Annotated in this window: 14 protein-coding genes; 3 read left to right on the top strand and 11 right to left on the bottom strand. The window is 33.2% G+C overall.

Annotated features, from left to right (window positions below; all coding sequences use genetic code 11):
• The first annotated feature begins 93 nt into the window (after window positions 1-93).
• Window positions 94-2,358 carry an aconitate hydratase gene (locus JI750_RS00170; protein ID WP_201998136.1) on the top strand — a complete coding sequence of 755 codons (2,265 nt, stop codon included), beginning with the start codon at window positions 94-96 and terminating at the stop codon, window positions 2,356-2,358.
• Window positions 2,359-2,432: 74 nt separating this feature from the next.
• On the opposite strand, the gene JI750_RS00165 is transcribed toward JI750_RS00170, so the two are convergent.
• Together JI750_RS00165 and JI750_RS00160 are read right to left on the bottom strand one after the other, a co-directional pair.
• Window positions 2,433-3,836, bottom strand: coding sequence for a Kelch repeat-containing protein (locus JI750_RS00165; protein ID WP_201998135.1), 1,404 nt, complete (start codon window positions 3,834-3,836; stop codon window positions 2,433-2,435).
• A gap of 215 nt (window positions 3,837-4,051) precedes the next feature.
• Window positions 4,052-5,431 carry a Kelch repeat-containing protein gene (locus JI750_RS00160; protein ID WP_369409996.1) on the bottom strand — a complete coding sequence of 460 codons (1,380 nt, stop codon included), beginning with the start codon at window positions 5,429-5,431 and terminating at the stop codon, window positions 4,052-4,054.
• Window positions 5,432-5,673: 242 nt separating this feature from the next.
• On the opposite strand from JI750_RS00160, the gene JI750_RS00155 reads away from it, so the two are divergent.
• Window positions 5,674-6,834 (top strand): C40 family peptidase, encoded by a 1,161-nt coding sequence (locus tag JI750_RS00155; RefSeq protein ID WP_201998134.1) that lies wholly within the window; start codon window positions 5,674-5,676, stop codon window positions 6,832-6,834.
• Here the strand turns inward: JI750_RS00155 and JI750_RS00150 are convergent.
• The 5 genes from JI750_RS00150 to JI750_RS00130 form a co-directional block, all read right to left on the bottom strand.
• Window positions 6,831-7,220 carry a response regulator gene (locus JI750_RS00150; protein ID WP_201998133.1) on the bottom strand — a complete coding sequence of 130 codons (390 nt, stop codon included), beginning with the start codon at window positions 7,218-7,220 and terminating at the stop codon, window positions 6,831-6,833. The genes JI750_RS00155 and JI750_RS00150 overlap by 4 nt on opposite strands.
• Window positions 7,210-8,634, bottom strand: a complete 1,425-nt coding sequence (locus JI750_RS00145; protein WP_201998132.1) for a sensor histidine kinase — start codon at window positions 8,632-8,634, stop codon at window positions 7,210-7,212. Before JI750_RS00145 ends, JI750_RS00150 begins: the two co-directional genes overlap by 11 nt.
• Window positions 8,635-9,054: 420 nt before the next feature.
• Entirely contained in the window at window positions 9,055-9,813 is a 759-nt protein-coding gene (locus tag JI750_RS00140; RefSeq protein WP_201998131.1) for a methyltransferase domain-containing protein, read from the bottom strand.
• A gap of 33 nt (window positions 9,814-9,846) precedes the next feature.
• Window positions 9,847-10,191, bottom strand: coding sequence for a hypothetical protein (locus JI750_RS00135; RefSeq protein ID WP_201998130.1), 345 nt, complete (start codon window positions 10,189-10,191; stop codon window positions 9,847-9,849).
• Between the two features lie 97 nt (window positions 10,192-10,288).
• A complete protein-coding gene (locus JI750_RS00130) occupies window positions 10,289-10,822 on the bottom strand; it encodes a hypothetical protein (protein ID WP_201998129.1) in 534 nt (177 codons plus the stop codon).
• 408 nt (window positions 10,823-11,230) lie between these two features.
• On the opposite strand from JI750_RS00130, the gene JI750_RS00125 reads away from it, so the two are divergent.
• The gene (locus JI750_RS00125; RefSeq protein WP_201998128.1) at window positions 11,231-12,640 is read left to right on the top strand and encodes an APC family permease; all 1,410 of its coding nucleotides are present in this window, start codon (window positions 11,231-11,233) and stop codon (window positions 12,638-12,640) included.
• A 73-nt stretch (window positions 12,641-12,713) separates the two neighbouring features.
• Here JI750_RS00125 and JI750_RS00120 read toward each other — a convergent pair whose 3' ends face one another.
• From JI750_RS00120 to JI750_RS00105, 4 genes are all read right to left on the bottom strand, one after another.
• Window positions 12,714-13,118, bottom strand: coding sequence for an MFS transporter (locus tag JI750_RS00120; RefSeq protein WP_201998127.1), 405 nt, complete (start codon window positions 13,116-13,118; stop codon window positions 12,714-12,716).
• 158 nt (window positions 13,119-13,276) lie between these two features.
• Complete coding sequence (locus JI750_RS00115; protein WP_201998126.1) at window positions 13,277-13,738, bottom strand: DUF1810 domain-containing protein; 462 nt, start codon at window positions 13,736-13,738, stop codon at window positions 13,277-13,279.
• Window positions 13,739-13,899: 161 nt separating this feature from the next.
• A complete protein-coding gene (locus JI750_RS00110) occupies window positions 13,900-14,526 on the bottom strand; it encodes an alpha-ketoglutarate-dependent dioxygenase AlkB family protein (protein ID WP_201998125.1) in 627 nt (208 codons plus the stop codon).
• Between the two features lie 45 nt (window positions 14,527-14,571).
• Complete coding sequence (locus tag JI750_RS00105; RefSeq protein ID WP_201998123.1) at window positions 14,572-15,954, bottom strand: exonuclease domain-containing protein; 1,383 nt, start codon at window positions 15,952-15,954, stop codon at window positions 14,572-14,574.
• Window positions 15,955-15,990 lie beyond the last annotated feature (36 nt).

Here is a 15,990-nt window from a genome sequence, read left to right as displayed (position 1 = left end):
CCCGAGTCGTAAAACTCGGGCTTTTTTAGTAATAATTGTTCTATTTTTTGTAACTTGTCATGTTCAAAAAAGAATAATAAAAACAAAAAATCTATGGCTTTTGATATCGAAATGATTAAAAAAGTGTACGAAAATATGCCTACACGCGTTGATAAAGCGCGTGAGATTGTTGGTCGTCCACTTACTTTAACAGAGAAAATTTTATACAATCACCTTTGGGAAGGAAATCCGACTAAGGCGTTTGGAAGAGGAGTTGATTATGTTGATTTTGCACCAGACCGCGTAGCGTGTCAGGATGCAACAGCGCAAATGGCTTTATTGCAATTCATGCATGCCGGAAAATCTAAAGTGGCGGTTCCTACAACAGTTCACTGTGATCACTTGATTCAGGCAAAGATTGACGCTGCAACAGATTTAGCTAGAGCAAAAACACAAAGTAATGAAGTTTTTGATTTCTTGTCTTCTGTTTCTAATAAATACGGAATTGGTTTCTGGAAGCCAGGAGCAGGAATTATTCACCAGGTAGTACTTGAAAATTATGCTTTCCCAGGTGGAATGATGATTGGTACCGATTCTCATACTGTAAATGCAGGTGGTTTAGGAATGGTTGCAATTGGTGTTGGTGGAGCAGATGCTGTAGATGTTATGTCTGGAATGGCATGGGAGCTTAAATTTCCTAAATTAATCGGAGTTAAATTAACGGGTAAATTATCTGGATGGACAGCGCCTAAAGATGTTATTCTTAAAGTTGCAGGTATTCTTACTGTAAAAGGTGGTACTGGAGCGATTGTAGAATATTTTGGAGAAGGTGCAAAAGCAATGTCTTGTACAGGTAAAGGAACAATTTGTAATATGGGAGCTGAGATTGGAGCTACAACTTCAACTTTTGGATATGATGATTCAATGAGCCGTTATCTTCGTTCTACAAATAGAGCAGAAGTAGCTGACGCTGCAGATAAAATTGCTTCTTACTTAACTGGAGATCCAGAAGTATATGCAGACCCAGAAAAATATTTTGATCAAGTTATTGAAATAAACTTATCTACATTAGAACCGCATTTAAATGGTCCTTTTACTCCAGATTTAGCTACTCCAATTTCTAAAATGAAAGATGAAGCAGTTAAAAATAATTGGCCATTACAAATCCAAGTAGGATTGATTGGTTCTTGTACAAACTCTTCTTATGAAGATATTTCTCGTGCAGCATCATTGGCAAGACAAGTTGCAGATAAAAATTTGAAAACAAAATCACAATTTACAATAACTCCAGGTTCTGAGGTAGTTCGTTCTACAATCGAAAGAGATGGTTTTATTGATACTTTCCATAAAATTGGAGCAACAGTTTTCGCAAATGCATGCGGACCATGTATTGGTATGTGGGATAGAGAAGGAGCAGAAAAAGAAGAAAGAAACACAATTGTGCACTCTTTCAACCGTAACTTCTCAAAACGTGCAGACGGTAATCCAAATACATTAGCTTTTGTGGGATCTCCAGAATTGGTAACTGCTTTGGCTATTGCAGGTGATTTAAGCTTTAATCCATTAACGGATAAATTAATCAACGAGGATGGAGAAGAAGTAATGCTTGATGAGCCAACGGGTGATGAACTTCCTGCTAAAGGTTTCTATGCCGAAGATCCAGGTTTTCAAGCGCCAGCAGAAGATGGTTCAAATGTTCAAGTGGTGGTTAATCCAGCATCAGAGCGTTTACAATTATTAGCTCCATTTGATGCTTGGGATGGTAAAAACATCACAGGTGCTAAATTGTTAATCAAAGCATTCGGAAAATGTACTACAGACCATATTTCTATGGCTGGACCTTGGTTACGTTTCCGTGGGCACTTAGATAACATTTCAAACAATATGTTGATTGGAGCTGTAAATGCATATAACCAAAAAACAAACTCAGTTAAAAACCAATTGACGGGTCAATATGATGCTGTTCCTGCTGTTGCTCGTGCATATAAAGCAGCTGGAGTTCCATCTATTGTAGTTGGAGATCATAACTACGGAGAAGGTTCTTCTCGTGAGCATGCTGCTATGGAGCCTCGTTTCTTAGGGGTTAAAGCGGTATTGGTGAAATCTTTCGCTCGTATTCATGAAACTAACCTTAAAAAACAAGGTCTTTTAGGATTGACTTTTGCAAATGAAGCAGATTACGATAAAATTCAGGAAGATGATACCATCAATTTCTTAGATTTAACAGAATTTGCTCCAGGTAAACCATTAACATTAGAATTTGTTCACGCAGATGGTACAAAAGATATTATCTTGGCGAACCACACCTATAACGAAGGTCAAATTGGCTGGTTTGTTGCAGGTTCTGCATTAAACTTAATTGCGGCTGGAAAAGCTTAATATTTTAGATTTTTATATATTAAAAGCCCTGTGAGAACAGGGCTTTTGTTTTTAGAGAAAATTTATTGATGAAATTACTTTCCGCTTGCTAAATTATTTTGCGACAAAACTCTAATTCGGTCAGGTCTTGTGGTTTCAAATTCATCTAGAGAAATGCTGTATGTTTTTGATGAAGGAGAGGTATAGTAATTGGTGAAATTGTATCCGCCAATAATATATAATTTGTCATTAATAAAGTGCATTGCAGCAGATTTTAGCTCAAGCTTTATAGAGTATTCTTTAATTAGTTTCGATTTTGTATTGTAAACCAATAGTTTTCCATCTTCAAATATATAAATAGTGTCGTCATGGTTTGTAACTGCAGGATTTTCGAGTCGACAAAGTAGAGTTGCTTCCTTTTTCCAGCTTTCAGTTGTTAAGTCAAAACTCTGAATTTCAGAAAAACTTCTATTGTCGCTATTGCCAATCGTGAAAATTTTGTCCTCAATCAAAACTCCACTTACTTCTTGGGCTACTGGCATTTTTGTTAGCTCATACCATAATCCAGAAGTTAAATTGTACAGATGTACTTTGTCTGTAAAAGTTTTTGCACCTCTTACGGTTGATTTTATTGATCCACCCATAACAATAATATTGTCCTTGTAGGTGAAAGAAGCAAAGTTTACGGCTTTATGCGGATTTGTTTTGTCAATTGCAATTTGATTTGTGTTAAGGTCAAAAACTTCAATCTCATTATCTAGAAATTCATGTTTTTTATTGCCTAAGGGGCCTCTTTTTCCTCCCAAAACATAAAGAGTATTATTGTAAAAATTTATGCTATGATAGGCTCGTTTTTTTAATTTCTGTTTTGATTTCTCCCACACATCTGTTTTTGGATCATAAATAAAGAGGTCTCCCTTGTAAAAAACTTTACTTTGATCCCCTCCAATCTCTTGGAGATATTTATTTACAAAAACAGGATCGTTAAATCTTGTGGGGTCACCGCCACCAATGTCTTTTGATTTTATATTAGTTAAAGCATTCCATTGTTCGCTATTATCACCTCCAACAACATAAATTTTGCCATCTGCTACCAAAGAGCCAAAAGAATAAATACCGTACTCTAAAGGTGCCAGTTTGGTGAAATCAAGTTTGGATTTTAGTTTCGACCACCTATTGTTGGCAATAGTTACGTTTTTTAAGGATTCAATATCTTCTTCTAGCGAAATAATATAATTTGACTTTTTTAAATCTGCAATTGCCATTTTTGATGTAATGTATCCAATATGAGAAATTTGAAGAGTGTCATTTGGCTTTATTTTATTATTCAATGAAAATTCTCCTTTCTCATTAGTTAAAGTCCCAATTTGGGTGAGTAATGCATAGACGTTGGCATCCTCAATTGGTAAGTTAGCGGCATGAGATTTAATAATTCCGTTTACTGTTTGTGCATTTGTAATAAAAGGTAGTAAAATGACGATGTAAAGTAGTTTTTTCACAGCAAATAAGTTTTATCTTGGATTGGACTTAAGAAAATCTCTTAGAAAAGCGTATTAAACTTTGTGTTTAGCTATTGGTTTGAAGTAAATTTAGTATTAAATTTTTGAACTGCAATTGTAATAATAATAGATTTTTAGCTGAAAATGAGGCGGCTTCAATTTAAAGAAAATAAGATATAAAAATGCTGTTTTTACAGAGCATTTTTTATTGCGAGCTAATTTCTTTGAGCTACGTTGTTTTGTGATAAAATTCTAATGCGGTTTGGTGCTGTAGTGTCAAATTCATCAATAGAAATGCTATACACTTTTGATGAAGGAAGCTTCATGAACGAGCCAAAAGAATAACCTCCAATAATGTACAACTTGTTGTTTATAAAGTGCATGGTAGCGCCTCTTAATTGAAGATCAACAAAGTATTCTTTAATTTGTTTTGATTTTGTATTATAAATTGACAGCTTTCCATCTTCGAGAAGGTAGATGTCATTATCATTGTAAGCAATTGCTGGATTTTCTAAGTGAGAAATTAAAGTCGCTTCATTTTTCCAAGTTTCATTTGTTAAATCAAAACTTTGAATCTCAGATAAGCTTTTGTTGTCTTTGCTTCCAACGGTGAAAATTTTATCGCCAATCAAAACCCCTTTTACTTCTTTGGCAACCGGCATTTTTTCTAACTCATACCATAATCCAGAAGTGATATTGTACATATGTACTTTGTCTGTGAAGGTTTTTTGTCCTTTTTCAGTCTTTTTTATAGAACCGCCCATAACAATAATATTGTCTTTATAAACAAAAGAAGCAAAATCTGCAGCTGTATGAGGATTGGTTTTGTCAATTGCAATCGAGTTTTTAGTAATGTCAAAAACTTCAATTTCGTTTTCTAAATATTCAAATCTTTGGTTTGTGGATACTCTTTTTCCTCCCAAAACATAGAGTGTGTTATTGTAATAATTTATATTATGATAGGCTCTTCTCTTGAATTTTATATCTGATTTCTCCCATACATCTGTTTTAGGATCATAAATAAGCAGATCTTCTTTGTAAAACTTTTTAGCAACATTCATTTGAAGTAAATCTCGATATTTTTTTTCGAAGTTAGGATCGTTGTCAGAGCTTATGCTTCTTTCCTTTAAAATGTTTAGTGCATTCTCTTCTTCGCTGGTATCTCCGCCTGTAATATAAATTTTGCCATTTATTACTGTCGAACCAAAAGAATAAAGAACATTGTTTAAAGATTCAAGCTTAGTAAAGTCAAGCTTAGATTTTAATTTTGCCTGATGATTTGTTATCTCAACATTATTAAGAGTTTCAATATCCTCTTTAAGTAAAATGATAAAATTTGATTTTTTAAGATCGGTAATTGCAATTTTAGTCGGAGTGTAGCCAATATGTGACACCTGAATTGTATCATTTGCTTTTACTCTGTTTAGTGAAAATTCCCCGCTATCATTGGTTATGGTTCCAGTTTGAGCTCTTAACGCATATAGGTTTGCATCTTCGATTGGTGAATTATTAGATTCAGACTTAACAATTCCGCTTATTGTTTGCGCATTTGTAATAAAAGGCAGTAAAATGACAATGTAGAGTAGTTTTTTCACAATATTGGTTTTAGTTTGGTTGGAAAATTTTTAAAAATGCAACTTTTTATAAAAAACTGCTTTTCAAAAAGTTGGCTCAATTTCTATGCCGAGGCTGTTAATTTGAGGTAAAATAATTGTTAAAAATACCGATTTTTTTACTTTAAAAAGTTAAATTCGCTTTTTAGGCAATATATTTGTCTTTTTTGAGTTGGAATTAATGTAAAATATAGAAAAAGTATAAAAACTTTAAGAAAGAGAGTATGGTTTATCGGTTAATAATAGTATTGTTTTTTTTCAGTGTGGGAGCTTTTGCGCAGGATAATTTTATTAAGCACAAAATTTCACAAGGAGATAACCTTTCTGTTATTGCTAAGAAATATGGAGTAAAAGTAAAAGACATTGCAGATGCAAATCCAAACGCTCCTAAAATATTAAAACTAAATTCAGTTCTTTTAATTCCGAATAAAAATAAAACTACTGCAAAGACAAAATCTAAAAATGTTGAAATTGCAGATAATAATACCTCTTCTGTAAATACTTCAGGCACTCATGAAGTAGCTTCCAAAGAAACACTTTGGGGAATTTCTAAAAAATACAATGTTTCTGTTGATGATCTAAAGAAAGCAAATCCATCGTTGGAAAGCGAAGGCTTAAAAATAGGGCAGCAAATAAATATTCCTTCAAATAACGTAGCGTCAAATATTAGTTCGCCAAGTGAAACTCCAGCTAATTCGGAAGTGGTTTCAACAGATGTGGAGCTTTATAGAGAAGTTAAGCCCAAAGAAACAAAATACGGTATTTCTAAAGAATATGGCATCACGGTTGCAGAGTTAGAACGTCAGAATCCATCAATTAAAGGAAAAGTTCCTGTTGGTTATTTATTGAAAATTCGTGTTCCAAAAGAAAAAGCAGATGCTATACAGGCAGCAAAAACTTTGCAAGAGACTAATGTGAAGCAAGATGCATCATCAAGTCAAGTAGCAGAAACTGCTCCAGATATAAAAGATTCAACTGTTGTTAGAACAGGAAATTATTCAGAATTAATTGATAGGCTTATAGCAAGTGCAACTGAAAATATCGGAACGCGTTATCGTTCAGGCGGAACAACAAAAGCAGGTTTCGACTGTTCAGGATTAATGTTCTGTACTTTTGGCAATTTTGATATTAAACTCCCTAGAAGTTCAATAGAACAATCTCGAATAGGAACAAAAGTAGCTTCGGAGGAAGCTCAAAAAGGCGATTTAATTTTCTTTAGAACCAACGGCAGACGTCATATAAATCATGTAGGAATGGTTGTCGAAAATGTTGATGGTGAGATTAAATTCGTACATTCATCAACTCATGGTGGTGTTATGATTTCTTCTACAAAAGAACCATATTACACAAGAGCTTTCTCTCAAGTAAATCGTGTTTTGAATTAAACTGAAAGAAAAGCATTTTTCAATATTTCTAATCTAAAAGGTTTGTTCCAGAAATCAGAGACGTATTTATTTTCTTTGACTTTCTTGATTTCGTCACTATCTAAAGTCGAAGAAAGCACAAAAATTTCAATGTTCTCTTTTACATCTTCAGGTAGTCTGTCAAACTCTTCCAAAAATTCGAAACCATTCATAACTGGCATTTGAATGTCTAAAAGAATAATTAGTGGATTTTGATTCTGATTTTTTAGAATCCAATTCATTCCTTCTTTTCCGTTATTGGCTATGTAAGCAGGATTAATATCGAGTCCTTTTTTCAATAGCTTTTTAGTGACAAATTGATCAATCAGATTGTCTTCTATAATTATAAATTGAGATCTATACGGCATACGAATTTGGTATTGTTACGATGAATTTGCTTCCAACACTGCTTTCTGAAAAAACAGAAATATCTCCTCTGATATTCTCAACAGCTTCTTTTACGATATATAAGCCTAAACCAGAACCTTTATTTTTGTTTGTTCCAAAATACATGTCGAAAATATTTGCTTTATAGTCGTCATGAATTCCGATTCCGTTATCGGATACTTCAATTTTATTTACGCCTTCGCTAAAATAAGTTCTAATGGTTATAAACATTTCTTTCTTATCGCAGTCTGCATACTTTATAGCATTAGAAAGCAAATTATTGATAATGATTTTTAAACGAAGTCCATCGCTTTCAATCTGATCTACCAAAAGTTCCTGTGTAAATTTAATTCTGTTTGCATTTTCAATATGCATTAATTGCAGGATAGCTTCATTGCATAATTCTTTCAGGCTTACCGGTTCTAATATTATTTCTTTTCTTTTATTTTTAGAATAATCAATAATGTCACTAATAAATTGATCTTGCCTTTCAAGACTGTGATGCATCATTTGTAAATAATTTCGAACTTGCTGTACATCATCTTCTAATGCTGTTATTTCGATAAGACCTTTTAATGAAGTAATGGGAGATCTCAAATCGTGTGATGCGCTATAAACAAATCGGTCCAATTCGCGATTTACGATAATAAGATTTTCATTTTTTACTTCCGTCTCTTTTTTCGAAACCAATAACCTTTTGACCATTATAGAATAATAAAGACAAACGCTGCAGACTATAACCAGAATAAAAAAGATATTTGTAATAATAAGCAAATCCTTTATTTTTCGTGTTCCTTCACCTAATGTATTCGAAAAATTACGCTCATTAACCGTTAATCGATCACTTATTGCACTTATTTGTTTCAAATATTTCTTCTGATCCTCAGCAGTTAGTATATTATGCTCAATTTTGGCGTTAATCTGTTGGCCAATAACAAATAAATCAAAAATTAATTTATCTCCTTGTCCCCATTCATTTATGGCCTTAGATAAAAAGCTTACATTTTTAAAATTGTCAAACAGCCAAATAAGATCGTCTAAATCATCTTCGTGATTTCGCCCAATTAAAAATCCCTCTCTAGCAGCTTTATTGTCTCCAGCTTTCAAAAGTGTGATTCTTGCAATGCCATCACCTTGAGGTACTTTTAATTCTTCTAGGTATAGTTTCCATTGCGAAGGATTTTTAGTAAATAAATAGGTGATTAAATGTCTCGATGCATCTTTTTGCCCTTTTGAGTAATGAGATTCTCCGTTTACATAAGCCCTGTTGGCGGATAAGATTTTAATTGTAAAAAAATTGATGCAGATTAATAAAGCACAAGAAATAAAAACGATTAAAATTAGGATGAAAACATTTGGGAAACGAAAGTTTTTTAAAGCTCGCAGTTTAGACATAATCTTAAAATTAGTAGGTTAATAAAAAGGCTCCCTTTATGTGTTTTTTTGTAATTACTAATAAAGAAAAACGGGCAGATTAATCTTTATATAACATTAAACACTTGTTAAGATATTTTGCTGTTTGTAAATGCTGTTAAAATGATTCTCTCAAATATAATAAAATTTATCTTATAGTTTTACTAAAAATTATAGTGTTTAAGCAAAAATATTTTTATTTCGAATTTTTTTTGTTTAACTATTTTGTTTTTAATGTTTTTTGCTTCTGTAATGAAGTTTTTAGCAGTTTTGCATTGAAGTAAAAAGAGTTTAAACCTCAATTTTGAAGATAAAAAAGGAATAAAAAGATAACGTTAAGCAAAAAATACGAAGCCTTATTTTTGTTTAAGGATTGACAAAGAATCTTATAAGATTATACGATTAGAATTTAGCATAAATAATCAATCTTCTAAAGGCATATATAGATGGTACAACAGGAAAATAAGCATCTATTCTCTTCTTGAATTCGGTTGTTAATTTTGCAAATTCTTCTTCTTTTAATCTTTCTTGATAAACCGTTAATGCAGAGCCTGAAATAAAGTCAAAAAAGTCATCTTTTTTATTAGAAATTATAGGATAAACTTTTTCATACAGTACCAAATCTGTGCCACCATTTTCGAACAGGATTTTTGCATATTCATCTAAAGTCAATACAGGAGAAGGGCGTATCCAATTTTTGAGATATGAGGCAAAAGGTTCTTCTTGCACCAATTGTAAAAGTATTTTGTTTAAAATGTTTTCGTTTTGCTGTGGCATCTGAACTGCCAACTGGCCGCCTGGGTTTATACGAGAAATAATTTTCGGAAAAAGTTCGTTATGATTATCGATCCATTGCAATGCTGCGTTGGAAAAAATCAAATCCCATTTGGTTTCATCTTCAATCTGCTCTAAAATTGTTTTTTCTTTAAACTGAAGATTTTCTTGTATTGGAGCTTTAGCCAACATTTCAGCCGAATTGTCAATGCCAAGAACGTTAGTATTGGTTAGTTTTTCGGACAGCTTTTTAGTAAGTTCACCTGTTCCGCACCCGAGATCGATAACTTTTAGATTGGGTTTGTCAATAATATGACTTGTTAGATCATCAAAAGGCTTAGAACGTTCTGCTTTAAATTCGTTATATTTTTTTGGATCCCAAGTCATGATGCTGTTTTTATTTAAAGTTAGGGAAAATTTCTAACGCTTCAAAACCAAAGGTAACGGCTGTCCCATTTGCTTGAAAGTTCCCGTGATGGTTTGGTCTTTTTCCAAAACACCTTCATATTCTATTTGTAAATTGGCAACAGTGAATTTAAGTGTTGAATTTTCGAATACCGTTGTAGTTACTGGAATTCCAAATGCTTTTTGGTCAACACTGTCTAGAGTTGCACTCAAACCGTTTTCAGTTTTTGTAATGTGTAAAACTAGATTAAGCTCGGCACCTGGAACTTTTAAGAGGCCTTTCCAATCACCAGTAATATCTTGAGCAAATGTGTTTAATGAAGCGAAAAAGAATAAAAGCAAAAAAGTGATTTTTTTCATGTGATTTAGAAATTAAAATAGAAGACTTATTTAAACTGTAATGTGAAAAAAAACTGCAAAAAAAATTTTTGCAGTTTTTGAATTCTAGAATTAAAAATTAGTTAGATGTTGCAACTGGTCCTAATGTAAGTACGCTTGTAGTTACTGTCGGGCAGCCATTATTAAAGTAAAATGTAGCATAGCATGTTATTTCTGCCAGACATTCTGAATTAATAAAAGGTAAGCGAATTTTATTGTTGTTGATATTATATGGCGGCGTCAAAGTTCCTTGAGTTTGATTGTATAAACTGCTAGGAGAAGTTACTGTAAATCTTGTTCCGTCAGAAAGGCTTACATCAATTTTAGAAACTACAGACCAGTCATTATTACATGGAAGAGATAGATCAACTGATCCTCCAGCGCTTCCTGATCCGCTTCCTCTACAGATAAATGAAGCAGACAATAATGGCGTGCAGCATGTTTCTGTTGTTGCTAGAGCCGATTTGTTTGTTGTTGCTGTTTTGCTTACAGCTTCTTTTTTTGTAGAACTTGCAGTTTGTTGCTGGTTATCATCGTTAGAGCAAGCCAAAAAAAATGCACTCGTAGTTAATGAAATGATTAAAATGCTAAAATAAGTTTTTAAATTTTTCATGATTTTTATTTCCCTTTTGAAGCATACTAGCCTTTAGAGACGAAAACTTTAGGTACTGGATTTGGGTTAAGTTGTTCCGCCTTTCAGATTTTAACTTTAGATTTTGCAATCCGCTCAATTAATTTATTTGCAGTTATATCAAAGTACCTGAAATTCCTATTGAAACGTTAGGTTAAATTTCTGAGGTTTATAATTGACAAAGTGTCTGTTTCTCGGCTTGTAAGAATTGATTTTTTACAGATATATGCTTCTGTTTTTACTCAAATCTATGTAAAATAAATATTACAACATTACGTAAAACCGTAAAAGAGTAAGTTTTTCTGCACTTTTTTATTTTTTTTAAAAATTATCAGTGAAGATTGAGATTTCAGAAAAAAGTATATCTTTAGCCAACCTAAACCAATAAAAATGCAAGAAAACGACCAAGAACATTTTAAAAGAGAACTCGGACTCTTAGACGGAACCATGCTTGTGGTTGGCTCTATGATCGGATCCGGGATATTTATTGTAAGCGCCGATATCGCCAGGCAAGTAGGTTCGGCAGGATGGCTTACCTTAATCTGGCTTTTGTCTGGATTTATTACCGTTGTCGCAGCGGTTAGTTATGGCGAATTGAGCGCAATGTTTCCTAAAGCTGGAGGACAATATGTTTACTTAAAAGAAGCTTATAACAAACTGATTGCCTTTTTGTACGGCTGGAGTTTTTTTGCAGTTATTCAAACCGGAACAATTGCGGCAGTAGGAGTGGCTTTTTCTAAATTTGCAGCTTATTTGTATGAACCGCTAAGTGATGAAAATATTCTTTACGAACTCGGAGCATTTAAATTGAATGCAGCCCAGCTTGTTTCAATTTTAACCATTATCATTCTGACTTTTATTAATAGCCGTGGAGTGAAAAATGGAAAAATTCTGCAAACCGTTTTAACAATAATTAAAATTTTATCGTTATTGGGATTAGTCGTTTTCGGATTAACGCTTGCTGCGAAAGCTTCAATTTGGGATGCAAACTGGGCAGACGGTTGGAGTACGAGAACATTTGATAAAGAAAGCGGGTCATGGTTGCCAATTAGTGGAACTGCTTTGATTTCTGGAATTTCAGCGGCAATGGTAGGATCATTATTCTCTAGTGATGCTTGGAACGGTGTGACTTTTATTGCGGGAGAAATTAAAAATCCGAAACGAAATGTAGGTCTAAGTTTGTTTTTAGGAACTTTTATAGTAACCTCTCTTTATGTTGTGACAAATCTTATGTATTTGGCTGTTGTTCCGTTTGATGAAATTGCAACAGCAAAATTTGACCGTGTTGCAGTTGTGGCTTCAGATTATATTTTTGGAAATATCGGAGCGCTGATTATTGCAATTATGATTATGATTTCGACTTTTGCCTGCAATAACGGATTAATTATGGCAGGGGCAAGGGTATATTACACCATGGCAAAAGACGGTTTATTTTTCAAAAAAGCAGCTGTTTTAAATAGTTCGAGCGTTCCTGCTTGGGCACTTTGGGCGCAGTGTATTTGGGCTTCGGCTTTGTGTCTGACGGGGAAATATGGCGATTTGCTTGATTTTGTAATTATCATTGTATTGATTTTTTACATCCTGACCATCTACGGAATTTTTATTCTAAGAAAAAAGATGCCAGATGCAGAAAGACCTTATAAAGCGTTTGGATATCCATTTTTACCAATGTTGTATATTGTGGTAGCGTCGGCAATTTGTATTTCGTTATTAATTACGAAATTCTCAACTTGTGGATGGGGAGTATTAATTATGTTAACTGGAATTCCAGTTTACTATTTAACTAAACCAAGCGAATAATATTTTAAGTTTAAAAACGCATAAAAAAAGCATCTTGATATTTTCAAGGTGCTTTTTTTATGCTTTATAGGTTTTAATAATTAGATAAATCATTGGTAATTCTTTCTTCAGTAGGTCTTAGATAAAGAAGATAAATAATGAGAAGTATTCCGAATAGGATGAATTCAGGTTTTATGAATAATATCAAAAAGGCTGCGCCTTCAAGAACTGCCCATCGCATAATAGAAGCGGTTTGATAAACAGGAAGTTTGTCCTCAAGTTTTAATTTCGGGTCAATCTGTTTTAATTGTGCTTTAAATAATATACTACTTAATACAAAGGCAAGAACTGGAATAATAAGATATAGTATTGAATTAGAATCAATAGCAGGAATGTTTAGTGTTTCTAATGAAATATCTCCTATAATGAAATAGAAAATAATTGTTCCAGCACAAATGCCAAGATGGATGATTTGTAAAGTTTTGATTTTTTCATTCATAATTTGGTTTAGATTTGAGGTTGAGTATGCAAGTTAATGCTAATTATTTTTAAATGAACAAATTAAAGACTTGATTTTAGTAAATGATATGGTTGCGAACAAAAAAAAGACACTAAAATTAGTGTCTTTTAAATGTAAATAATCGTTGAAAACTCTAGTTAGATTGTAACTGGCTCGTCAACAGATTTTATAGTTGAATTAATAATAGACAAAGTAAGCGGATCTGTCTCTCCAGAGAAGAAAGCTTCCAGAATTTCTTGAAATATCGGATTTGCATTTTCGACCAAAGAAAATAAAGTCATACATGAACGTAATTTTCGAGCATCTAAATCTCCAAAAATTCCATCCGCCGATTTCATTTTAAAAGTCAACAACAATTCTGAAATCTCGATTAAATGTTTTCCTAAAATTGGATGTTCCAAATAATCTGTAGCTTCTTTTAGATCGTTAATGGCATAAAGATTTGCAGTATCGCTTTTTCCTAAGCCTTTTATTTGAGGAAAAATAAACCACATCCAATGCGTCTCTTTTTTCCCTTTTCCGATTTCAGAAAGAGCGGTAAGATAAAGTTTGTTCTGTGCGTCTAAGAAACGCGATAAATCATTGTTCGAATAAGCCATTACGGTATTGTATTTTAAAAAAGGTTGCAAAAATAGTAAAAAAGATAGGTTTTGCCTAGTAAAAGGTTCATATAGTGCATGTTTTAACTTTTTAAAGAAGGAATATCTTACGTTGTTTTAAGTAGAAATTACTTCTTTTTGAAGATTCAATGCTATAAAAATCAAAGATTTCGATTAGTTCTTCTAAAGGTAAGATTGATCCTTGGCAAAACATCTCGAGCTGTTTTTGGAACTTGATGTTGCCAAAAACTATTAGTCGTTCCAGCCATTAATAAAAAAGAACCATGATGCAGCGGAATCTCAATTGGCGGAATTTCTTTTCTGAATTTATGACGAAGTTTAAACATTCTAGTTTCTCCAAAAGTAACCGAAGCAATAATAGGATTTGGTCCTGTATTGTGCTCTTTATCGCTATGCCAGCCTACGCCATCGTTTCCGTCTCTGTACAAATTGAGTAGAACGGTGTTAAAATCGAGCTGTGTTTCTTTTTCGACACGTCCTCTTATTTTTAACAATTCATAAGTCCAATCTGGACCTTTTGGGTCTGCTCCAACATTATCTTTGTCTTCATACCAAGCAATCATTCTAGGAACTGTATAGGTTTTGTCATAAATTTCCATTTGATGTTCTCTCCATTTGGTTTTGCGAAGTATTCTTTCATAAAAGCTATCAGATTCTTCTTTACTGAAGAAGTTATCAATCAAAATCAATTCAGAATCTGGAATGTCAAATATTTTTTTTCCTCCCAAACCTGTGGTAAATAATTCGGTATCGCTAAATAGTGTCATAATTCAGATTTTAGTTTTACAGCTCTATTTTATTCGTATTCGGTTTTAGGAAATGAAAAGTTGTTTGTTAAAGAATATTTTTCTTGGATGTTTTTCTGCATAAGCAAAAATTAACTGTTCGATATATTGGTTGCTTTTATAAGGTGTAACATAATTTTTAACCTCATCAGAATCGTTAATGGCAACATCTCTCGGAATGTAACCCATTCCATGAAAATGACCATTTTCTATCCAAATACAACTTTTTTCGTCTGAAGATCTTCCTTTGTCTATAATGGCAAAACTGGGTCTGTTATTCAATAAAAATTCGATAGCATTGTCGACTTGTTCGTTATGAAATGAAACCTCTGGTAAATCTTTGGTTTCATTATTTTGAAAAAAATCACCTTCTTCGGGCCTCGTGTATTTACAAAAACGATGATCGATTTCAAAATGTTCAGCTAGAGTTCGCAATAAATTAATGCCATCGTATTGACTATTAAACTCATGAATGCAAGTCTGAAATTTACTTAATTTACCAACTGCCAAATATTTATAGCCATTTCGAGCTTCGTATTGATAAATGCCATATTTAGCTTCAAAACGTTTTAAGGCTCTATTGTAAGTTGGCCAAAGTTTTTTGATTTCGGTGCATTCTAAAAGAAGTGCCATAAGTTCGGTAGCGCAGACTTCAAAAGAGATTCCGTGAATGTCTCTTAGAAAATGCTGTCTTTGCGGTTTGATATTATTTCCTGTAAAATGAGAAGTAACACGCTTTTTTAAGTTGATTGCTTTTCCAACATAAATCACTTTTTTCGCCTGATTATAAAAATAATAGACTCCAGGTTTATCTGGCAAGTTATTAAAATCTTCTTGTGGTAAATTGGGAGGCAAGCGCTGATCTTGCGCTGTTTTTTTGATCATTTTTTCAATTTCTCCAGCATCGTCCCATTCTAACAAAAGAGAAAATAATAAGGCAGTAGCATCTGCATCTCCGCCTGCACGGTGTCGGTTTTCTAAATTGATATTTAAAGAATTGCAAAGATTCCCTAAACTATAAGAACCTAATCCTGGTTTAATTTTTCGTGCAGCACGAACTGTGCAAAGTTTTTTTGCAGACCATTTAAAACCGGCCTGTTCCAGCTGATGATGAACAAATGAATAATCGAAATTGACATTGTGTGCTACGAAAATACGGTCAGTAAGCATTTCGAGAACCTTTTCTGAAATGTCGTCGAAAATTGGCGCATTGGCAATCATTTCGTTATTAATGCCTGTTAGTCCAAAAATAGAAGGAGGGATGTCCTGTTCTGGGTTTACAAGCGTTTCGTAACGATCCAACACATTTGTACCGTCATGAATAATAATGGCAATTTCTGTAATGCGGCTTCCACTGGCATTACCGCCTGTGGTTTCAATATCGACTATGGCATATTCTTGCTTCTTCATTTGTATATAACGTAAAATGTTCTTTTTCTGATATTT

This window comes from Flavobacterium tagetis (genome assembly GCF_016735615.1).
In the GTDB taxonomy this organism is placed as follows: domain Bacteria; phylum Bacteroidota; class Bacteroidia; order Flavobacteriales; family Flavobacteriaceae; genus Flavobacterium; species Flavobacterium tagetis.
Note: the sequence above shows the minus strand (reverse complement) of the source record. Positions and strands in the feature narration are given on the sequence as shown.

Bases quoted from the DNA above. Each gene is read 5' to 3' on its own strand.
- JI750_RS00150 (WP_201998133.1), bottom strand. From the start codon at position 7,220: ATGCCGTATAGATCTCAATTTATAATTATAGAAGACAATCTGATTGAT.
- JI750_RS00170 (WP_201998136.1), top strand. From the start codon at position 94: ATGGCTTTTGATATCGAAATGATTAAAAAAGTGTACGAAAATATGCCT.
- JI750_RS00115 (WP_201998126.1), bottom strand. From the start codon at position 13,738: ATGGCTTATTCGAACAATGATTTATCGCGTTTCTTAGACGCACAGAAC.
- JI750_RS00120 (WP_201998127.1), bottom strand. From the start codon at position 13,118: ATGAATGAAAAAATCAAAACTTTACAAATCATCCATCTTGGCATTTGT.
- JI750_RS00155 (WP_201998134.1), top strand. From the start codon at position 5,674: ATGGTTTATCGGTTAATAATAGTATTGTTTTTTTTCAGTGTGGGAGCT.
- JI750_RS00125 (WP_201998128.1), top strand. From the start codon at position 11,231: ATGCAAGAAAACGACCAAGAACATTTTAAAAGAGAACTCGGACTCTTA.
- JI750_RS00130 (WP_201998129.1), bottom strand. From the start codon at position 10,822: ATGAAAAATTTAAAAACTTATTTTAGCATTTTAATCATTTCATTAACT.
- JI750_RS00145 (WP_201998132.1), bottom strand. From the start codon at position 8,634: ATGTCTAAACTGCGAGCTTTAAAAAACTTTCGTTTCCCAAATGTTTTC.
- JI750_RS00135 (WP_201998130.1), bottom strand. From the start codon at position 10,191: ATGAAAAAAATCACTTTTTTGCTTTTATTCTTTTTCGCTTCATTAAAC.
- JI750_RS00140 (WP_201998131.1), bottom strand. From the start codon at position 9,813: ATGACTTGGGATCCAAAAAAATATAACGAATTTAAAGCAGAACGTTCT.
- JI750_RS00105 (WP_201998123.1), bottom strand. From the start codon at position 15,954: ATGAAGAAGCAAGAATATGCCATAGTCGATATTGAAACCACAGGCGGT.
- JI750_RS00110 (WP_201998125.1), bottom strand. From the start codon at position 14,526: ATGACACTATTTAGCGATACCGAATTATTTACCACAGGTTTGGGAGGA.